Raw genomic sequence first — 14,710 nt, 5'->3', positions numbered from 1 at the left:
CCTAGATCAGGTCCAGGGGGTCGAGCTGGATGCGGATCGGCTCGGTGGCCTTGCGGGCGTCGCGGCGGGCGGCGGCGGCGTGGACGGCCGCGGCGAGGGCCTTGCCGTCCGGGCGGGCGACGCGGACCAGGGCCCGTTCGCGCGCGGCGTTGCCTTCTTCGTCGAAGTCGCCGAGGGGGACGGGGCCCAGCACCTCGCCCGAATCGGGCAGCGGGAGGTCTTCCAGGACGCTCGCGACGGCGTCCGGCGTGCCTTCGACGCTCACCATGCGTACGGCGGGCGGGAAGCCGAGCTCCCGGCGCTCGGCCAGCTCCTGCGACGCGTGCCACGCCGGGTCCCAGCGGACCAGCGCCTGCACCACCGGCAGGCCGGCCTCCGCGCCGACCACGATCCGGCCGCCCGACGACGCCGGGCGCACCAGCGAGCCCGCGGCCATCCAGCGTCGCAGCGTCTCCTCCGACGCGCGCAGGTCCTGACGCCCCAGCAGCGCCCAGCCGTCCAGCAGCAGCGCCGCGCCGTACCCGCCCTCGGCCACCGGCTCGGCGCCCGGCGTGCACACCACCAGCGCCGGGCGGCCCGGCACGCTCGCCAGCACCTCCGCGGCCCCCGACGTCCGCACCGGCACCCCGGGGAACGCCCGTCCCAGCTCCTCCGCGGTGCGCTTGGCCCCGACGATCACCGCGCGCAGCCGCACGGAACCACAAGCCGCACAACGGAAAGCCGTCTCCGGCACGCCGCACCAGCGGCAGGCGGGCGGCTTCGGCGCGCCGTCGACGGAACCGCCCGGCAGCGCCAGCGGGCCCGCGCACCGGCGGCAGTGCGCGGCCGTCCGGCAGCTGCCGCACGCCAGGCCCGGCACGTACCCGCGCCGCGGCACCTGCACCAGCGTCGGGAATCCGGCCGCGAACGCCTGCCGCGCCGCTTCGAACGCCACCGCGGGCAGCCGCGCGACGCGGGCGGCCTCGTCGCGGGCCACGTCGAAGTCCTCGCCGACGGGGGTCACCCGCGGGGCCGCCGCGCGCAGCTCGACGCGGTCGGCCAGCACCGGCTGTGCCCAGCCGGACTCGACGAGCAGCTGGGCCTCCGCCGTCCGCGCGAAGCCGCCGACCAGCAGCGACGCCTTGGCCGCGTGCGCCCGGTCCATCAGCACGTCGCGCACGTGCGGGTACGGCGCGTGCGGGTCCAGGTGCAGGTCGTCGCCGTCGTCCCAGACCACGAACAGGCCCGGGTCGGCCACCGGCGCGAACATCGCCGCACGGGTGCCGACGACCATGCGCACCGTGCCGCGCAGCACAGCGAGCCACCGCCGGTACCGCTCCGCCGGCCCCAGCCCGGCGATCAGCGCGACCACCGCGTCCTCGCCCACCAGCCCGGCGCAGGCCTCGTGCACCCGCGTCAGGTCCCGGTGGTCCGGCACCACCAGCAGCGCGCCCCGCCCCTGCGCGGCGGCCACGGCGGCGGCCTCGGCGAGCCGCCGCGGCCAGTCCTCACCCGGCAGCGCCTGCCAGACGGCGTTCGCGGGCTTGCCCTCCGCCGTCGCCTCCAGGAACGCCGGGCCGCGCTGGTACCGCGCCCACGCCGAGACGTCGGGAGCGGGCGGCGCCGGCGCGGGCTCGGCGGGCGGCTCCCCCTCGACCTTCGCGTGCCGCGGCGGCAGCGCCAGCCGCAGGACGTCGGAAAGCGTGCCCCCGTAACGATCCGCCACCGCCCGGCACACGGTGTGCAGCGGCGGCGGCAGCACGGCCTCACTGGACGTGACCCGCTCCAGGAACGCCAGCTTCCGCTCGTACTCCGTGGTGTCGGTGCGCTCGACCAGGTACCCGTCGACCAGCTGGCCCGCGAACCGCACGCGCACACGGCAGCCGGGCACCGCGGCCTCGTCCAGCTTGGCCGGCACCTGGTAGTCGAAGGTGCGGTCCAGGTGCGCCAGCGGGATGTCGACCACGATCTTCGCCACCGGCCGCTGCGCCGCCGGCTGCTGCTGTCCCTTGCGCGGCAAGGACTTCTTCGCGCCGGGCTTGGCTTTCGCGGCACGTGACGGGGAGGCCTTCGGCTCCGGCTCGGAGCGCGAAGGCTCCGGGAGTTCCCACAACGGGGCGGGTTCGGAGCTGCTCACCCCGTGATCTCTACCAGACCCCGCCGACGGAAAAGCCCCCGCCCGGTGTTCCCGGACGGGGGCTTTCGCAGCAGAACGCTCAGGCGCCCGCGAGGGAGCGCAGCGCCTCGGCGCGCGAGGTGCTCTCCCACGGCAGGTCGAGGTCGGGCCGGCCGAAGTGCCCGTACGCCGCGGTCTGCGCGTAGATCGGGCGCAGCAGGTCCAGGTCGCGGATGATCGCGGCCGGGCGCAGGTCGAACACCTCGTTGATGGCGGACTGGATCTTCGACGGGTCCACCGTCTCGGTCCCGAAGGTCTCCACGAACAGGCCCACCGGCGCGGCCTTGCCGATCGCGTACGCCACCTGGACCTCCACGCGGCCCGCGAGGCCCGCGGCGACCACGTTCTTGGCCACCCAGCGCAGCGCGTACGCGGCGGAGCGGTCCACCTTCGACGGGTCCTTGCCGGAGAACGCGCCGCCGCCGTGGCGGGCCATGCCGCCGTAGGTGTCGACGATGATCTTGCGGCCGGTCAGCCCGGCGTCGCCCATCGGGCCGCCGATGACGAACCGGCCGGTCGGGTTCACCAGCAGCCGCACGCCCTCGGTGTCCAGCTCCAGCTCCGCGAGCTCCGGCTCGACCACGTGCTTCTTCACGTCGACGCCGAGCATCTGCTCCAGGTCGATGCCGTCCGCGTGCTGCGTGGACACGACCACGGTGTCGAGCCGCACCGGCTGCTCGCCCGCGTACTCGATGGTCACCTGGGTCTTGCCGTCCGGGCGCAGGTACGGCAGCACGCCGTCGTTGCGGACCCCGGTCAGGCGGCGCGAGAGCCGGTGCGCGAGCGCGATCGGCAGCGGCATCAGCTCCGGGGTGTCCGAGCAGGCGTAGCCGAACATCAGGCCCTGGTCGCCGGCGCCCTGGCGGTTGATCTCGTCCTCGTCCGACTCGACCCGCGACTCGTACGCGGTGTCGACGCCCTGCGCGATGTCGGGCGACTGCGAGCCGATCGCCACGTTCACGCCGCAGGAGTTGCCGTCGAAGCCCTTGGCCGACGAGTCGTAGCCGATGCGCAGGATGACGTCGCGCACGATGGTCGGGATGTCCGCGTACGCCTCGGTGGTCACCTCACCGGCCACGTGCACCTGGCCGGTGGTGATGAGGGTCTCGACGGCGACCCGGCTGCGCGGGTCCTTGCCGAGCAGGCCATCGAGGATCGAGTCGCTGATGGCGTCACAGATCTTGTCGGGATGGCCCTCGGTCACCGATTCCGACGTGAACAGCCTTTTGGTGGACGCAGTCACGAGCCCCGTCACTTCCCTCGTTTCGGCTCGGTACCCAGCCTGGACTTAGGTACCCCTTACAAGGCCCACATTACCCAGAAGGCCTAGAGCTGGAGTCGACGCTGGCGCAAACCCGTTACAGCGTCCCACAATGTGGCGGCCAGCCGCGCCTTCGCGCCGAGCGGGATGGCCTGCTCGGTGCCGTCGGCGGCGAGCAGCCAGCCCGAATTGTCCTCGGTGCCGAACGCTTTCCCGTCGCCCACCGCGTTGACCACCAGCAGGTCGGCGCCCTTGCGGCGGAGCTTGGCGCGGGCGTGGTCGAGCACGCTGCCGTGCTCGTCGCCGGTCTCCGCGGCGAAGCCCACGATCACCTGGCCCGCACGGCGGTCCTGCACCAGCTCGGCCAGGATGTCGGCGTTGCGGTCCAGGGTGATCACCGGGTCCGGCTGGTCGTCGGACTTCTTGATCTTGCTCGTGGCGCGCGAGGCGGGCCGGAAGTCGGCGACCGCGGCGGCCATCACGACCACGTCGGCGTCCACGGCGGCGGCCTGCACGGCCTTGCGCAGCTCCTCCGCGCTCGACACCCGCTCGACCTTCGCGCCCGCGGGCGACGGCAGGTCGACGGTGTGGGCCGCGATCAGCGTCACGTCGGCGCCGCGCTGGGCGGCGACGCGGGCGAGCGCGAAGCCCTGCTTGCCGGACGAGCGGTTGCCCAGGTAGCGCACCGGGTCCAGCGGCTCACGCGTGCCGCCGGCGGAGACGACCACGCGCAGGCCCTCGAGGTCACGGGGCAGCGCGCGGGGCTCGTCCAGCAGCAGCCGGGCCAGGTCGACGATCTCGCGCGGGTCGGCCAGCCGGCCCTTGCCGGTGTCGACGCCGGTCAGCCGTCCGGCCGCGGGCTCGGTGACGACCAGCCCGCGGGAGCGCAGCAGCGCCACGTTGTCGCGGGTGGCCGGGTGCTCCCACATCTCGGTGTGCATGGCCGGGAAGAAGGCCACCGGGCACCGGGCGGTGAGCAGGGTGGTGGTCAGCAGGTCGTCGGCGATCCCGTGCGCGGCCTTGGCCAGCAGGTTCGCGGTCGCCGGGACGACCAGCACGAGGTCGGCCTCCTTGCCGACCCGCACGTGCTGCACCTCGGGCACCTCGGTGAACACGCCGGTGTGCACCGGGTTCCCCGACAGGGCCTCGAAGGTGGCCGCGCCGACGAAGTTCAGCGCGGCCTCGGTGGGCACCACGCGCACGTCGTGCCCGGACTCCGTGAGGCCCCGGAGGACCTCACAGGCCTTGTAGGCGGCGATGCCGCCGCCCACGCCCAGGACGATCCTGGGCTTGCGGTCACTCACCCTCGGTGTGCTCGAGCAGCCCGCCGTGGATCTCCCGCAGGGCGATCGACAGCGGCTTCTCGCGGGGGCCCGGCTCCACCAGGGGGCCGACGTACTCGAGCAGGCCCTCGCCCAGCTGGGCGTAGTAGTCGTTGATCTGCCGGGCCCGCTTGGCCGAGTAGATCACCAGGGCGTACTTCGAGGAGACCTTCTCGAGCAGGTCGTCGATCGGCGGGTTGGTGATGCCTTCGAGCTCTTCCAGCGTCGCCTGTTGCACAGTCACTCGTGGTGCTCCGTATCGTCCATCAGTTCGGTGGCAGAAATGTCTCCACCGGTAATCAAGTCTAGCAACCGCTCGGCGGCGGTCCGCACGTCGGCGTTGACGACCCGTTCGTCGAACTCGCCCGCCGCGGCCAGCTCGCGCTCCGCCTCGGCCAGCCGGGCGGCCACCGCGGCCTCGGACTCGGTGCCGCGCCCGGTGAGCCTGCCGACCAGTTCCTCCCACGACGGCGGCATCAGCATCACCAGCCGCGCCTCCGGCATCGCGGCCCGGACCTGGCGCGCGCCCTGCAGCTCGATCTCCAGCACCGCCGGGCGGCCCTCGGCCAGCGCCCGCTCCACCGGCTCCCGCGGGGTGCCGTAGCGGTTGCCCGCGAACTCCGCCCACTCCAGCAGCCGGCCGCCCTCGATCAGCCGCTCGAACTCGTCGTGGCCGACGAAGTGGTAATGGCTGCCGTCGACCTCGCCGGGGCGGGGCTTCCGGGTCGTCACCGAGACACTGAAGTAGATGTCCGGCTCGAGCTTGCGCAGCTCCCCCACCACGCTCGACTTCCCGACCCCGGAAGGCCCCGAGACGACGGTGAGCCGGTGACGGGAGGTCTCCCCCGCCACCGGCTCACCGTCGCGGCCGGCGCCCCGGATCACCGGGTAGTCCTGACCGACGCCGCTCACTCGCCGCTGAACTCGGCCAGCAGCGCCTTGCGCTGCCGGTCGCCGAGTCCGCGGAGCCTGCGGCTGGGTGCGATCTCCAGTCGTTCCATCGTCTGCTGGGCCCGAACCTTGCCAACGCCGGGAAGGGCTTCGAGCAACGCCGAAACCTTCATCTTCCCGAGGACTTCGTTCTCCTCGGCCTGCTTCAGCACGTCGACCAGAGTGGTACCGCCCCGCTTCAGCCGCTCCTTCAGCTCAGCCCGGATGCGGCGGGCGGCGGCGGCCTTCTCCAGCGCCGCAGCACGCTGTTCCTCTGTCAGCTGGGGAAGTGCCACGTTTTCCTCCGGTAGTTCTCAAATCTGGGTGGGTGACGCGACGGTACCCACCCTGGACCAGGGGCCACAATGCGGGGGTGGCTGGTGGAGGCCGATTCCGGGGCCTGCTATTGGTCTTCTCCCCTGGGCCCGGCCAGCAGGTCCGCCACTTGGCCTACCGCTCGGCGCAGGGCGGCGGCATCCGGGCCGTGCCGCAGCAGGTCGCGGGAGGAGGCCGGCAGCACGCCCGGCAGGCCGGACCCGAACAGTGCCCGCAAGTCCCCGGCTGTTGCCCCCTGGGCACCGAAACCGGGGGCCAGCACGGGTCCGTTGAGCCGGGTCAGGTCCAGTTCGCCCGGGGCGACGGTGGCGCCCACGACCACGCCGACGTCGCCGTAGGGCTCCGCTCCCGCGTTGTGCTCCGCCGCGTCGTCCACGATGCTCTGGGCCACCGTGCGGCCGTCCGGGAGCTTCGCGCTCTGCAACGCGTGTGCCTCCGGGTTCGACGTGCGGGCGAGCACGAACAAGCCGTTGCCCGCCTCGCGCGCGGCCTTCACCGCGGGGTCCAGCGAGCCGAAGCCGAGGTACGGCGACACCGTGACCGCGTCGGCCGCGAAGGCGGCGTCGGCGGCGACGTACGCAGCCGTGTAAGCCGCCATGGTGGAGCCGATGTCGCCGCGCTTGACGTCCAGCAGCACCAGCGCCCCGGCGTCGTGCGCGGCCTTCACGACGCGGTCCAGCACCGCCACCCCGGGCGGGCCGAACGCCTCGAAGAACGCCGACTGCGGCTTGATGATCGCCGTCTCGGCCGCCAGCACTTCGGTGGCGCCCACTGCGAAGCGTTCCAGACCGCTCACGTCGAGTGGCAGGCCCCAGGATTCGATCAGCCCCGGGTGCGGGTCGATCCCGGCGCAGAGCGGCCCGCGCGCGGCCACCGCCTTCGCCAGCCGCACCCCGAACCGCGCCATTCCGGTCCCTGCGGTCATTTCGTGGCCTTCAGCGCCGCCTGGAGACTCTGGAGGCTGCGCACCCCGATATCGCCCCGGATGAGCGCTTCGATGCCGTGCACGGCCGCCGCGGCGCCCTGGACGGTGGTGATGCACGGGATGTCCCGCGACACCGCCGCGGTGCGGATCTCGTAACCGTCGATGCGCGGACCGCTGTTGCCGTACGGGGTGTTGATGACCATCTCCACCCCGCCCGCGAGGATCACGTCCACGATGTTCGGCTCGGCTTCGGTGGAGCCCTCGTAGTGCTTGCGCACCACGGTGCAGTCAACCCCGTTGCGCCGCAGCACTTCCGCCGTGCCGGACGTGGCGAGGATCTCGAACCCGAGGTCCGCCAGCCGCTTCACCGGGAACACCAGCGAGCGCTTGTCCCGGTTGGCCACCGAGACGAACACCCGCCCGGAGGTCGGCAGCGAGCCGTACGCGCCGCTCTGCGATTTCGCGAACGCCTTCCCGAAGGACACGTCCACGCCCATCACCTCGCCGGTGGACTTCATCTCCGGCCCGAGCAGCGAGTCGACCCCGTGGCCCTCCGGCGTGCGGAACCGGTGGAACGGCAGCACGGCCTCCTTGACCGCGACCGGCGAGTCGGCGGGCATCCGGCCGCCGTCGCCCTCGGCGGGCAGCACGCCCGAGGCCCGCAGGTCGGCGATCGTCGAGCCGGTCATCACCAGGGCCGCGGCCTTGGCCAGCGGCACCGCGGTGGCCTTCGAGACGAACGGCACCGTGCGCGACGCCCGCGGGTTGGCCTCCAGCACGTACAGCACGTCGTCCTTCAGCGCGTACTGGACGTTCAGCAGCCCGCGCACGCCGACGCCGCGCGCGATCAGCTCCGTGGAGCGCCGCACCTCCTCCAGGTCGGTGGCGCCGAGCGTGATCGGCGGCAGCGCGCACGAGGAGTCGCCGGAGTGGATGCCGGCCTCCTCGATGTGCTCCATCACGCCGCCCAGGTACAGGTCTTCGCCGTCGAACAGCGCGTCGACGTCGATCTCGATGGCGTCGTCGAGGAAGCGGTCCACGAGCACCGGGTGCTCGGGGGTCACCTCGGTGGCGCGGCGGATGTAGCCGGCCAGCGACTCCTCGTCGTAGACGATCTCCATACCGCGCCCGCCGAGCACGTACGACGGGCGCACGAGCACCGGGTAGCCGATCTCGTCCGCGACGCGCTTGGCGCCCTCGAAGGAGGTCGCGGTGCCGTAGCGCGGGGCCGGCAGCCCGGCCTCGGTGAGCACGTCGCCGAACGCGCCGCGGTCCTCGGCCAGGTTGATCGCCTCGGGCGGGGTCCCGACCACCGGCACACCGGCGTCCGCGAGCCGCTTCGCCAGCCCGAGCGGGGTCTGGCCGCCGAGCTGGACGATCACGCCCGCCACGGTGCCGGACCGCTGCTCGGCGTGGACCACCTCGAGCACGTCTTCGAAGGACAGCGGCTCGAAGTACAGCCGGTCCGAGGTGTCGTAGTCGGTGGAGACGGTCTCCGGGTTGCAGTTGACCATCACGGCCTCGAACCCGGCCTCGCGCAAGGCGATCGCGGCGTGCACGCACGAGTAGTCGAACTCGATGCCCTGCCCGATCCGGTTCGGCCCGGAGCCGAGGATGAGCACCTTCGGCTTGTCCGGCTGGGCCGCGACCTCCGACTGCGCCGCGGGATCGGTCTCGTAGGCCGAGTAGTGGTACGGGGTGTTCGCGGCGAACTCGGCCGCGCAGGTGTCGACGGTCTTGAACACCGGACGCACGCCGAGCCGGTGGCGCAGCGCGCGCACGCCGTCCTCGCCCGCCAGCTCCGGGCGCAACGCGGCCACCTGCCGGTCGGACAGGCCGGTGCGCTTGGCGCGGCGCAGCAGGTCCCCGTCGAGCACCGGGGCGTCGCGCACCTCCGCGCCGACCTCGCCGATCAGCGCGATCTGGTCGATGAACCACGGGTCGATGCCGCTGGCCTCGTGCACCTGCGCGACGGTGGCGCCCAGCCGCAGCGCGCGCTCCACTTCGTAGAGCCGTCCCTCGTGCGGCACGCGAAGGGCGTCCAAAGTGGACTCCATGGTGACGCCCTCGGGGTCGGGCAGCGTCCAGAAACCGGTCGCCTTGGTCTCGATCGAGCGCATCGCCTTCCCGAGCGCCTCGGGGAAACTGCGGCCGAACGACATGGCCTCGCCGACGCTCTTCATCGTCGTGGTCAGCGTCGGGTCCGCGCCCGGGAACTTCTCGAAGGCGAACCGCGGGATCTTCACCACGACGTAGTCCAGCACCGGCTCGAACGCCGCCGGGGTCTCGCCGGTGATGTCGTTCCGGATCTCGTCGAGCGTGTAGCCGATGGCGAGCTTCGCGGCGATCTTGGCGATCGGGAAGCCGGTCGCCTTCGACGCCAGCGCGCTGGAGCGGGAGACCCGCGGGTTCATCTCGATCACGACCATGCGGCCGTCTTCGGGGTTGATCGCGAACTGGATGTTGCAGCCGCCGGTGTCCACGCCGACCTCGCGCAGCACGGCGATGCCGACGTCGCGCATCACCTGGTACTCGCGGTCGGTCAGGGTCATCGTGGGCGCGACCGTGACGGAGTCGCCGGTGTGCACGCCCATCGCGTCGATGTTCTCGATCGAGCAGACGACCACGACGTTGTCGTGCTTGTCGCGCATCAGCTCGAGCTCGTACTCCTTCCAGCCGAGCACGCTCTCCTCGATCAGCACCTCGGTGACCGGCGACTCGTCGAGGCCGGTGGAGGCGAGCCGTTCCAGCTCCTCGGGCGTGTAGGCCAGGCCGGAGCCGAGGCCGCCCATGGTGAACGAGGGCCGGATGACCACCGGCAGGCCCAGCTCGGCGACCGTGGCGCGGACGTCCGCCATCGATTTGCAGACGCGCGAACGCGGCACCTCGGCGCCGATCGAGCGCACGATGTCCTTGAACTTCTGCCGGTCCTCGCCGCGCTGGATGGCGTTGATGTCCGCGCCGATCAGCTCGACGCCGTACTTCTCCAGCACCCCGCGCTCGTGCAGCGCGACCGCGCAGTTGAGCGCCGTCTGCCCGCCGAGCGTCGCCAGCAGCGTGTCGACCGGCCGCCCGAGCGCCTGCTCCTCGGCGATGACCTTCTCGACGAAGTCCGGCGTCACCGGCTCGATGTAGGTGGCGTCGGCGAACTCGGGGTCGGTCATGATGGTGGCCGGGTTGGAGTTCACCAGGCTCACCCGCAGGCCCTCGGCCCGCAGCACCCGGCAGGCCTGCGTGCCCGAGTAGTCGAACTCGGCGGCCTGCCCGATCACGATCGGCCCGGAGCCGATCACCAGCACATGCTGGATGTCTGTCCTCTTCGGCATCAGGCCTTCTTCTCCATCAAGCTCACGAATTCGTCGAACAGCGGCGCCGCGTCGTGCGGGCCGGCGGCGGCTTCGGGGTGGTACTGCACCGAGAACGCCGGGACGTCGAAGGCGCGCACGCCCTCGACGGTGTTGTCGTTCGGGCAGTAGTGGCTGATCTGCGCGGCGCCGTAGGGCGTCTCGAAGCGCTGGCCCGGCTCGCCTTCGAGGGCGAAGCCGTGGTTCTGCGCCGTGATCGCGACCCGGCCGGTGGCCACGTCGATCACCGGGATGTTGATGCCGCGGTGGCCGTAGCGCATCTTGTACGTGCCCAGCCCCAGCGCGCGGCCGAGGATCTGGTTGCCGAAGCAGATGCCGAACAGCGGGATTTCGCGCTCCAGCACGGCTTTGGTCAACGCGGTGGCGTGCGCGGTGGTCGCCGGGTCGCCGGGGCCATTGGAGAGGAAGACCCCGTCCGGCTCGGTGGCCAGCAGGTCCTCGATCGAGCTGGCCGAGGGCAGCACGTGCACCTCGATGCCGCGCGCCGCCATCAGCCGCGGGGTGTTCGACTTGATGCCCAGGTCCAGCGCGGCGACGCGGAAGCGGCGCTCGCCCGCTGCCTCGACCACGTACGGCCGGTCCGTGGAGACCTCGCCGGCCAGGTCGGCGCCCTTCATCGGCGGGCTGTCCAGCACCTCGGCGACCATCTGCTCGTCGGTGCCCAGCGCGTCGCCCGAGAACACCCCGGCGCGCATCGCGCCCTGCTCGCGCAGGTGCCGCGTCAGCGTGCGGGTGTCCACCTCGGCGATGCCGACGACCCCCTGCCGTTCCAGCTCCGCGTCGAGCGAGCGCTTCGAGCGCCAGTTGGACGGCGTCCGCGCCGGGTCGCGCACGACGTAGCCGGAGACCCAGATCCGGGCCGACTCGTCGTCCTCGTCGTTCCAGCCGGTGTTGCCGATCTGCGGCGCGGTCTGCACCACGATCTGGCGGTGGTAGGACGGGTCGGTCAGGGTCTCCTGGTAGCCGGTCATGCCGGTGCAGAACACCGCCTCCCCCAGCGTCCGCCCGCGCGCGCCGTACGCCGCGCCGCGGAAGACCCGGCCGTCCTCGAGAACCAGGGCAGCCGGGACGCGGGTGCCGTTCGCGGTGCTCATTGGGCACCTCCCTTGATGTCGTGATCGGAAAGCTGATCAATCCACAGTGGATAGTCGTCGAGTTCGTCGCCGCGGAAGCCGGTGTCCAGCTCGGTCTCCCCGGCCCGCCAGGTGATGACGAGCAATGCGTCGGTGCCCATCACCTTCCCGGCGATCCGCGAGTCGCGGCGGACCCCGGTGACCGCCTCGCGCGGGATCCAGAAGTCCGGCGCCCCGCCGCGCTCCACGGCGATGCCGCCCGGGTGCAGCCGCCAGACCGCGCCGCTGCGCAGCCCGGCGCCGCGGGTGACCACGCGGTCCTGCCAGTTGCCCGCGGTCGTGGTGCTGACGTAGAGCCCGGTCGACTCCAGCCGGACCTCGCCGGGCTCGGCGGGGATCTCCGGGAACGGCGGCACCAGCACGCTCTGCGCGCGGGACTTGCGCCGCCAGCCCAGCCACATGCCCCACAGGCAGAGCAGGAAGAAGACGACGATCCCCAGGGTGAGAAGGACGCGGTCCATCAGCAGATCTTCCCTTCGCGCGCGGTGATCCGCCCGCGCAGCACGGTCGCCGTCACCACGCCGGGCAGGCGCATTCCCTCGTACGGGGTGTTGGCGGAGATGCTGGCCAGCTCGGCGCCGCGCACGGTCCACCCGGCGTCCGGGTCGACCAGGGCCAGGTTGGCGGGCTCGCCGGCCTCGATCGGACGGCCGTGGTCGGGCAGGCTGCCGATCGCGGCGGGCCGCTCGCTCAGCACCCTGGCGACCCCGCGCCAGTCGAGCAGGCCGGTCTTCACCATCGTCTCGGTCACCACCGAAAGCGCGGTCTGCAGGCCGAGCATGCCCGGCCGCGCGGCGCTCCACTCGGTGTCCTTGTCCTGCACGGCGTGCGGGGCGTGGTCGGTGGCGACGCAGTCGATCACGCCTTCGGCCAGCGCGGCGCGCAGCTTCTCGATGTCGCCCCCGGTGCGCAGCGGCGGGTTCACCTTGTTCACCGGGTCGTAGGTGGCCAGCCGCTCGTCGGTGAGCAGCAGGTGGTGCGGCGTCACCTCGGCGGAAACCTTGGTGCCGCGCGCTTTCGCCCACCGCAGCACGTCGACGGTGCCCGCGGTGGAGACGTGGCAGACGTGCAGCCGGGCCTTCGCGTGCTGCGCGAGCAGGCAGTCGCGCGCCACGATCGACTCCTCGGCCGAGGCCGGCCAGCCCGGGTAACCCAGCCGCGCCGCCTGCTCGCCCTCGTGCGCCTGCGCGCCGACGGTCAGCCGCGGCTCCTCGGCGTGCTGGGCGATCACGGCGTCGAGCGCGGTGGAGTACTCCAGCGCGCGGCGCATCAGCAGTGGGTCGGCGACGCAGAGGCCGTCGTCGGAGAACACCTTCACCTGCGCGGCGCCCTTGGCCATGGTGCCGAGCTCGGCGAGCTTCTCGCCCTTGAGCCCGACCGTGACGGCGCCGACCGGGTGCACGTCGACCAGGCCGATCTCCTGCCCGCGCCGCCAGACGTGGTCGACGACCAGCGAGTTGTCGGCCACCGGATCGGTGTTGGCCATGGCGAACACGGCGGTGTAGCCGCCCAGCGCGGCAGCGGCCGAGCCGGTCTCGATCGTCTCGGTGTCCTCGCGGCCGGGCTCGCGCAGATGGGTGTGCAGATCGACGAAACCGGGCAGCAGGACCTGGCCCGCGGCGTCGAGCACCTCGGCGCCGTCCGGCACCTCGACGGCGCCGATCGCGGTGATCACCCCGTCCTCGACGAGCACGTCGACCGGGTCGCCCTCCCCGTACGGGCGGGCGCCCTTGATCACCAGAGTCACGCGGCGGCTCCTTCACTGGCCAAGAGGTGGTAGAGGACCGCCATGCGCACGTGGACGCCGTTGCGGACCTGTTCGGTGATGGCCGAGGCCGGGGAGTCGGCGACCGCCGAGGCGATCTCCATCCCGCGCAGCATCGGGCCGGGGTGCAGCACCACGGCGTGCTCCGGCAGCAGCGCCAGGCGCCGCTCGGACAGGCCGTAGGAGATCGAGTACTCCCGCGACGAGGGGAAGAAGCCGCCCGTCATCCGCTCGGCCTGCACCCGCAGCATCATCACCGCGTCGACGGCCGGCAGCTCCGCGTCCAGGTCGTGCGAGACCGTGACCGGCAGCGTCTCGACGCCGACCGGCAGCAGCGTCGGCGGCGCGACCAGCACCACCTCCACGCCGAGGGTGCTGAGCAGGTGGATGTTGGAGCGCGCGACGCGGCTGTGCAGCACATCGCCGACGATCGCCACGCGCCGTCCGGCCAGCGAGCCGAGCCGCTCCCGCAGGGTCGCGGCGTCGAGCAGCGCCTGCGTCGGGTGCTCGTGCGTGCCGTCGCCCGCGTTCACCACCGCGGTGCCCGCCGCGGCGAGCCAGCCGGACAGCCGGTGGGCGGCGCCGGAGGCGGGGTGGCGGATGATCACGCAGTCGGCGCCCGCGGCGGCCAGGGTGAGGGCGGTGTCCCGCAGCGACTCCCCCTTGTTCACCGAGGAGCTGGCCGCCGAGACGTTGACCACGTCGGCGCTCATCCACTTGCCCGCGATCTCGAACGAGACCCGGGTCCGGGTGGAGTTCTCGTAGAACAGCGTGATCACCGTGCGGCCGCGCAGCGTCGGCAGTTTCTTGACCTCGCGGCCGAGCAGCGTGTGCTTCAGCTCGTCTGCGGTGTCGAGGACGGCTGTGGCGGTTTCGGCGTCCAGCCCGTCCGTGGCGAGCAGGTGCTTCACCGGGTTTCTCCTTCGGGGCCTTCAGGGGCGCGGAGCAGGACCGCGTCCCGGCCGTCCGTTTCGGTCAGCAGCACGGACACGCCCTCGGCCCGCGCGGTGGGCACGTTCTTCCCGACGTAGTCCGCGCGGATCGGCAGCTCCCGGTGGCCGCGGTCGACCAGCACGGCGAGCTGGATCGCGCGGGGACGGCCCTGGTCCCGCAGGGCGTCGAGCGCGGCCCTGATGGTGCGCCCGGAGAACAGCACGTCGTCGACCAGGATCACCAGCCGGTCGTCGATGCCGGACGCGGGCAGCTGCGTCTGCTCCAGCGCGCGCGGCGGACGGCGGCGCAGGTCGTCGCGGTACAGGGTGACGTCGAGCGCGCCCGCAGGGGGCGTGGTGCCGGCGAACTCGCCGATCTTCTGCGCCAGCCGAAGGGCCAGCGGGGTGCCGCGAGTGGGAATGCCCAGCAGCACCGGGGGTGCGGTGTCACCCGGTGGACCGGCGGTCTTCTCGATGACCTGGTGGGCCATCCGGGCGATGGTGCGCGCGACATCGCCGGCGGAAAGGAGCTCGCGCTCCCCGGCCGGCACCGCCGCGCCACGCGGACGTGACGACAAGGCGGACC

General features: G+C 72.7%; 13 protein-coding genes. All 13 read right to left on the bottom strand.

All coding sequences use genetic code 11. From position 1 onward, the window contains the following. Window position 1 precedes the first annotated feature (1 nt). On the bottom strand, window positions 2–2,116 hold the full coding sequence (locus tag BMY97_RS21370; protein WP_091618781.1) for a primosomal protein N': 2,115 nt from the start codon (window positions 2,114–2,116) through the stop codon (window positions 2–4). Window positions 2,117–2,195: 79 nt separating this feature from the next. Continuing rightward, entirely contained in the window at window positions 2,196–3,398 is a 1,203-nt protein-coding gene (metK, locus tag BMY97_RS21365) for a methionine adenosyltransferase (RefSeq protein WP_177231470.1), read from the bottom strand. Between the two features lie 83 nt (window positions 3,399–3,481). Then, complete coding sequence (gene coaBC / locus BMY97_RS21360; protein ID WP_177231469.1) at window positions 3,482–4,720, bottom strand: bifunctional phosphopantothenoylcysteine decarboxylase/phosphopantothenate--cysteine ligase CoaBC; 1,239 nt, start codon at window positions 4,718–4,720, stop codon at window positions 3,482–3,484. Beyond that, a complete protein-coding gene (gene rpoZ / locus BMY97_RS21355; protein WP_020658117.1) occupies window positions 4,713–4,982 on the bottom strand; it encodes a DNA-directed RNA polymerase subunit omega in 270 nt (89 codons plus the stop codon). Before rpoZ ends, coaBC begins: the two co-directional genes overlap by 8 nt. Further along, window positions 4,979–5,650 (bottom strand): guanylate kinase, encoded by a 672-nt coding sequence (gene gmk, locus BMY97_RS21350; RefSeq protein ID WP_091618779.1) that lies wholly within the window; start codon window positions 5,648–5,650, stop codon window positions 4,979–4,981. Before gmk ends, rpoZ begins: the two co-directional genes overlap by 4 nt. Beyond that, entirely contained in the window at window positions 5,647–5,964 is a 318-nt protein-coding gene (gene mihF / locus BMY97_RS21345) for an integration host factor, actinobacterial type (RefSeq protein ID WP_003096398.1), read from the bottom strand. The genes gmk and mihF overlap by 4 nt, the downstream gene beginning before the upstream one ends. A gap of 107 nt (window positions 5,965–6,071) precedes the next feature. After that, the gene (pyrF, locus tag BMY97_RS21340) at window positions 6,072–6,929 is read right to left on the bottom strand and encodes an orotidine-5'-phosphate decarboxylase (RefSeq protein ID WP_245787421.1); all 858 of its coding nucleotides are present in this window, start codon (window positions 6,927–6,929) and stop codon (window positions 6,072–6,074) included. Beyond that, the gene (carB, locus tag BMY97_RS21335; RefSeq protein ID WP_091618775.1) at window positions 6,926–10,255 is read right to left on the bottom strand and encodes a carbamoyl-phosphate synthase large subunit; all 3,330 of its coding nucleotides are present in this window, start codon (window positions 10,253–10,255) and stop codon (window positions 6,926–6,928) included. The genes pyrF and carB overlap by 4 nt, the downstream gene beginning before the upstream one ends. Then, on the bottom strand, window positions 10,255–11,388 hold the full coding sequence (gene carA, locus BMY97_RS21330; protein WP_091618773.1) for a glutamine-hydrolyzing carbamoyl-phosphate synthase small subunit: 1,134 nt from the start codon (window positions 11,386–11,388) through the stop codon (window positions 10,255–10,257). The genes carB and carA overlap by 1 nt, the downstream gene beginning before the upstream one ends. Continuing rightward, on the bottom strand, window positions 11,385–11,888 hold the full coding sequence (locus BMY97_RS21325) for a PH-like domain-containing protein (RefSeq protein WP_091618771.1): 504 nt from the start codon (window positions 11,886–11,888) through the stop codon (window positions 11,385–11,387). Before BMY97_RS21325 ends, carA begins: the two co-directional genes overlap by 4 nt. Continuing rightward, window positions 11,888–13,174: a dihydroorotase gene (locus BMY97_RS21320; protein WP_091618769.1), complete on the bottom strand. Its 1,287-nt coding sequence runs from the start codon at window positions 13,172–13,174 to the stop codon at window positions 11,888–11,890. Before BMY97_RS21320 ends, BMY97_RS21325 begins: the two co-directional genes overlap by 1 nt. Next, on the bottom strand, window positions 13,171–14,103 hold the full coding sequence (locus tag BMY97_RS21315; protein WP_091618767.1) for an aspartate carbamoyltransferase catalytic subunit: 933 nt from the start codon (window positions 14,101–14,103) through the stop codon (window positions 13,171–13,173). Before BMY97_RS21315 ends, BMY97_RS21320 begins: the two co-directional genes overlap by 4 nt. Further along, window positions 14,100–14,702, bottom strand: coding sequence for a bifunctional pyr operon transcriptional regulator/uracil phosphoribosyltransferase PyrR (pyrR, locus tag BMY97_RS21310; protein ID WP_091618765.1), 603 nt, complete (start codon window positions 14,700–14,702; stop codon window positions 14,100–14,102). Before pyrR ends, BMY97_RS21315 begins: the two co-directional genes overlap by 4 nt. Window positions 14,703–14,710: the final 8 nt, after the last annotated feature.

The organism is Amycolatopsis saalfeldensis (genome assembly GCF_900110575.1).
Taxonomy (GTDB): Bacteria; Actinomycetota; Actinomycetes; order Mycobacteriales; family Pseudonocardiaceae; genus Amycolatopsis; species Amycolatopsis saalfeldensis.
The sequence above is the reverse complement of the archived record's forward strand: the minus strand, read 5'-3'. Positions and strand labels throughout refer to the sequence as shown.

Coding starts and splice junctions, on each gene's coding strand:
- pyrF (WP_245787421.1), bottom strand. CDS start 6,929: ATGACCGCAGGGACCGGAATGGCGCGGTTCGGGGTGCGGCTGGCGAAG.
- carB (WP_091618775.1), bottom strand. CDS start 10,255: ATGCCGAAGAGGACAGACATCCAGCATGTGCTGGTGATCGGCTCCGGG.
- carA (WP_091618773.1), bottom strand. CDS start 11,388: ATGAGCACCGCGAACGGCACCCGCGTCCCGGCTGCCCTGGTTCTCGAG.
- BMY97_RS21325 (WP_091618771.1), bottom strand. CDS start 11,888: ATGGACCGCGTCCTTCTCACCCTGGGGATCGTCGTCTTCTTCCTGCTC.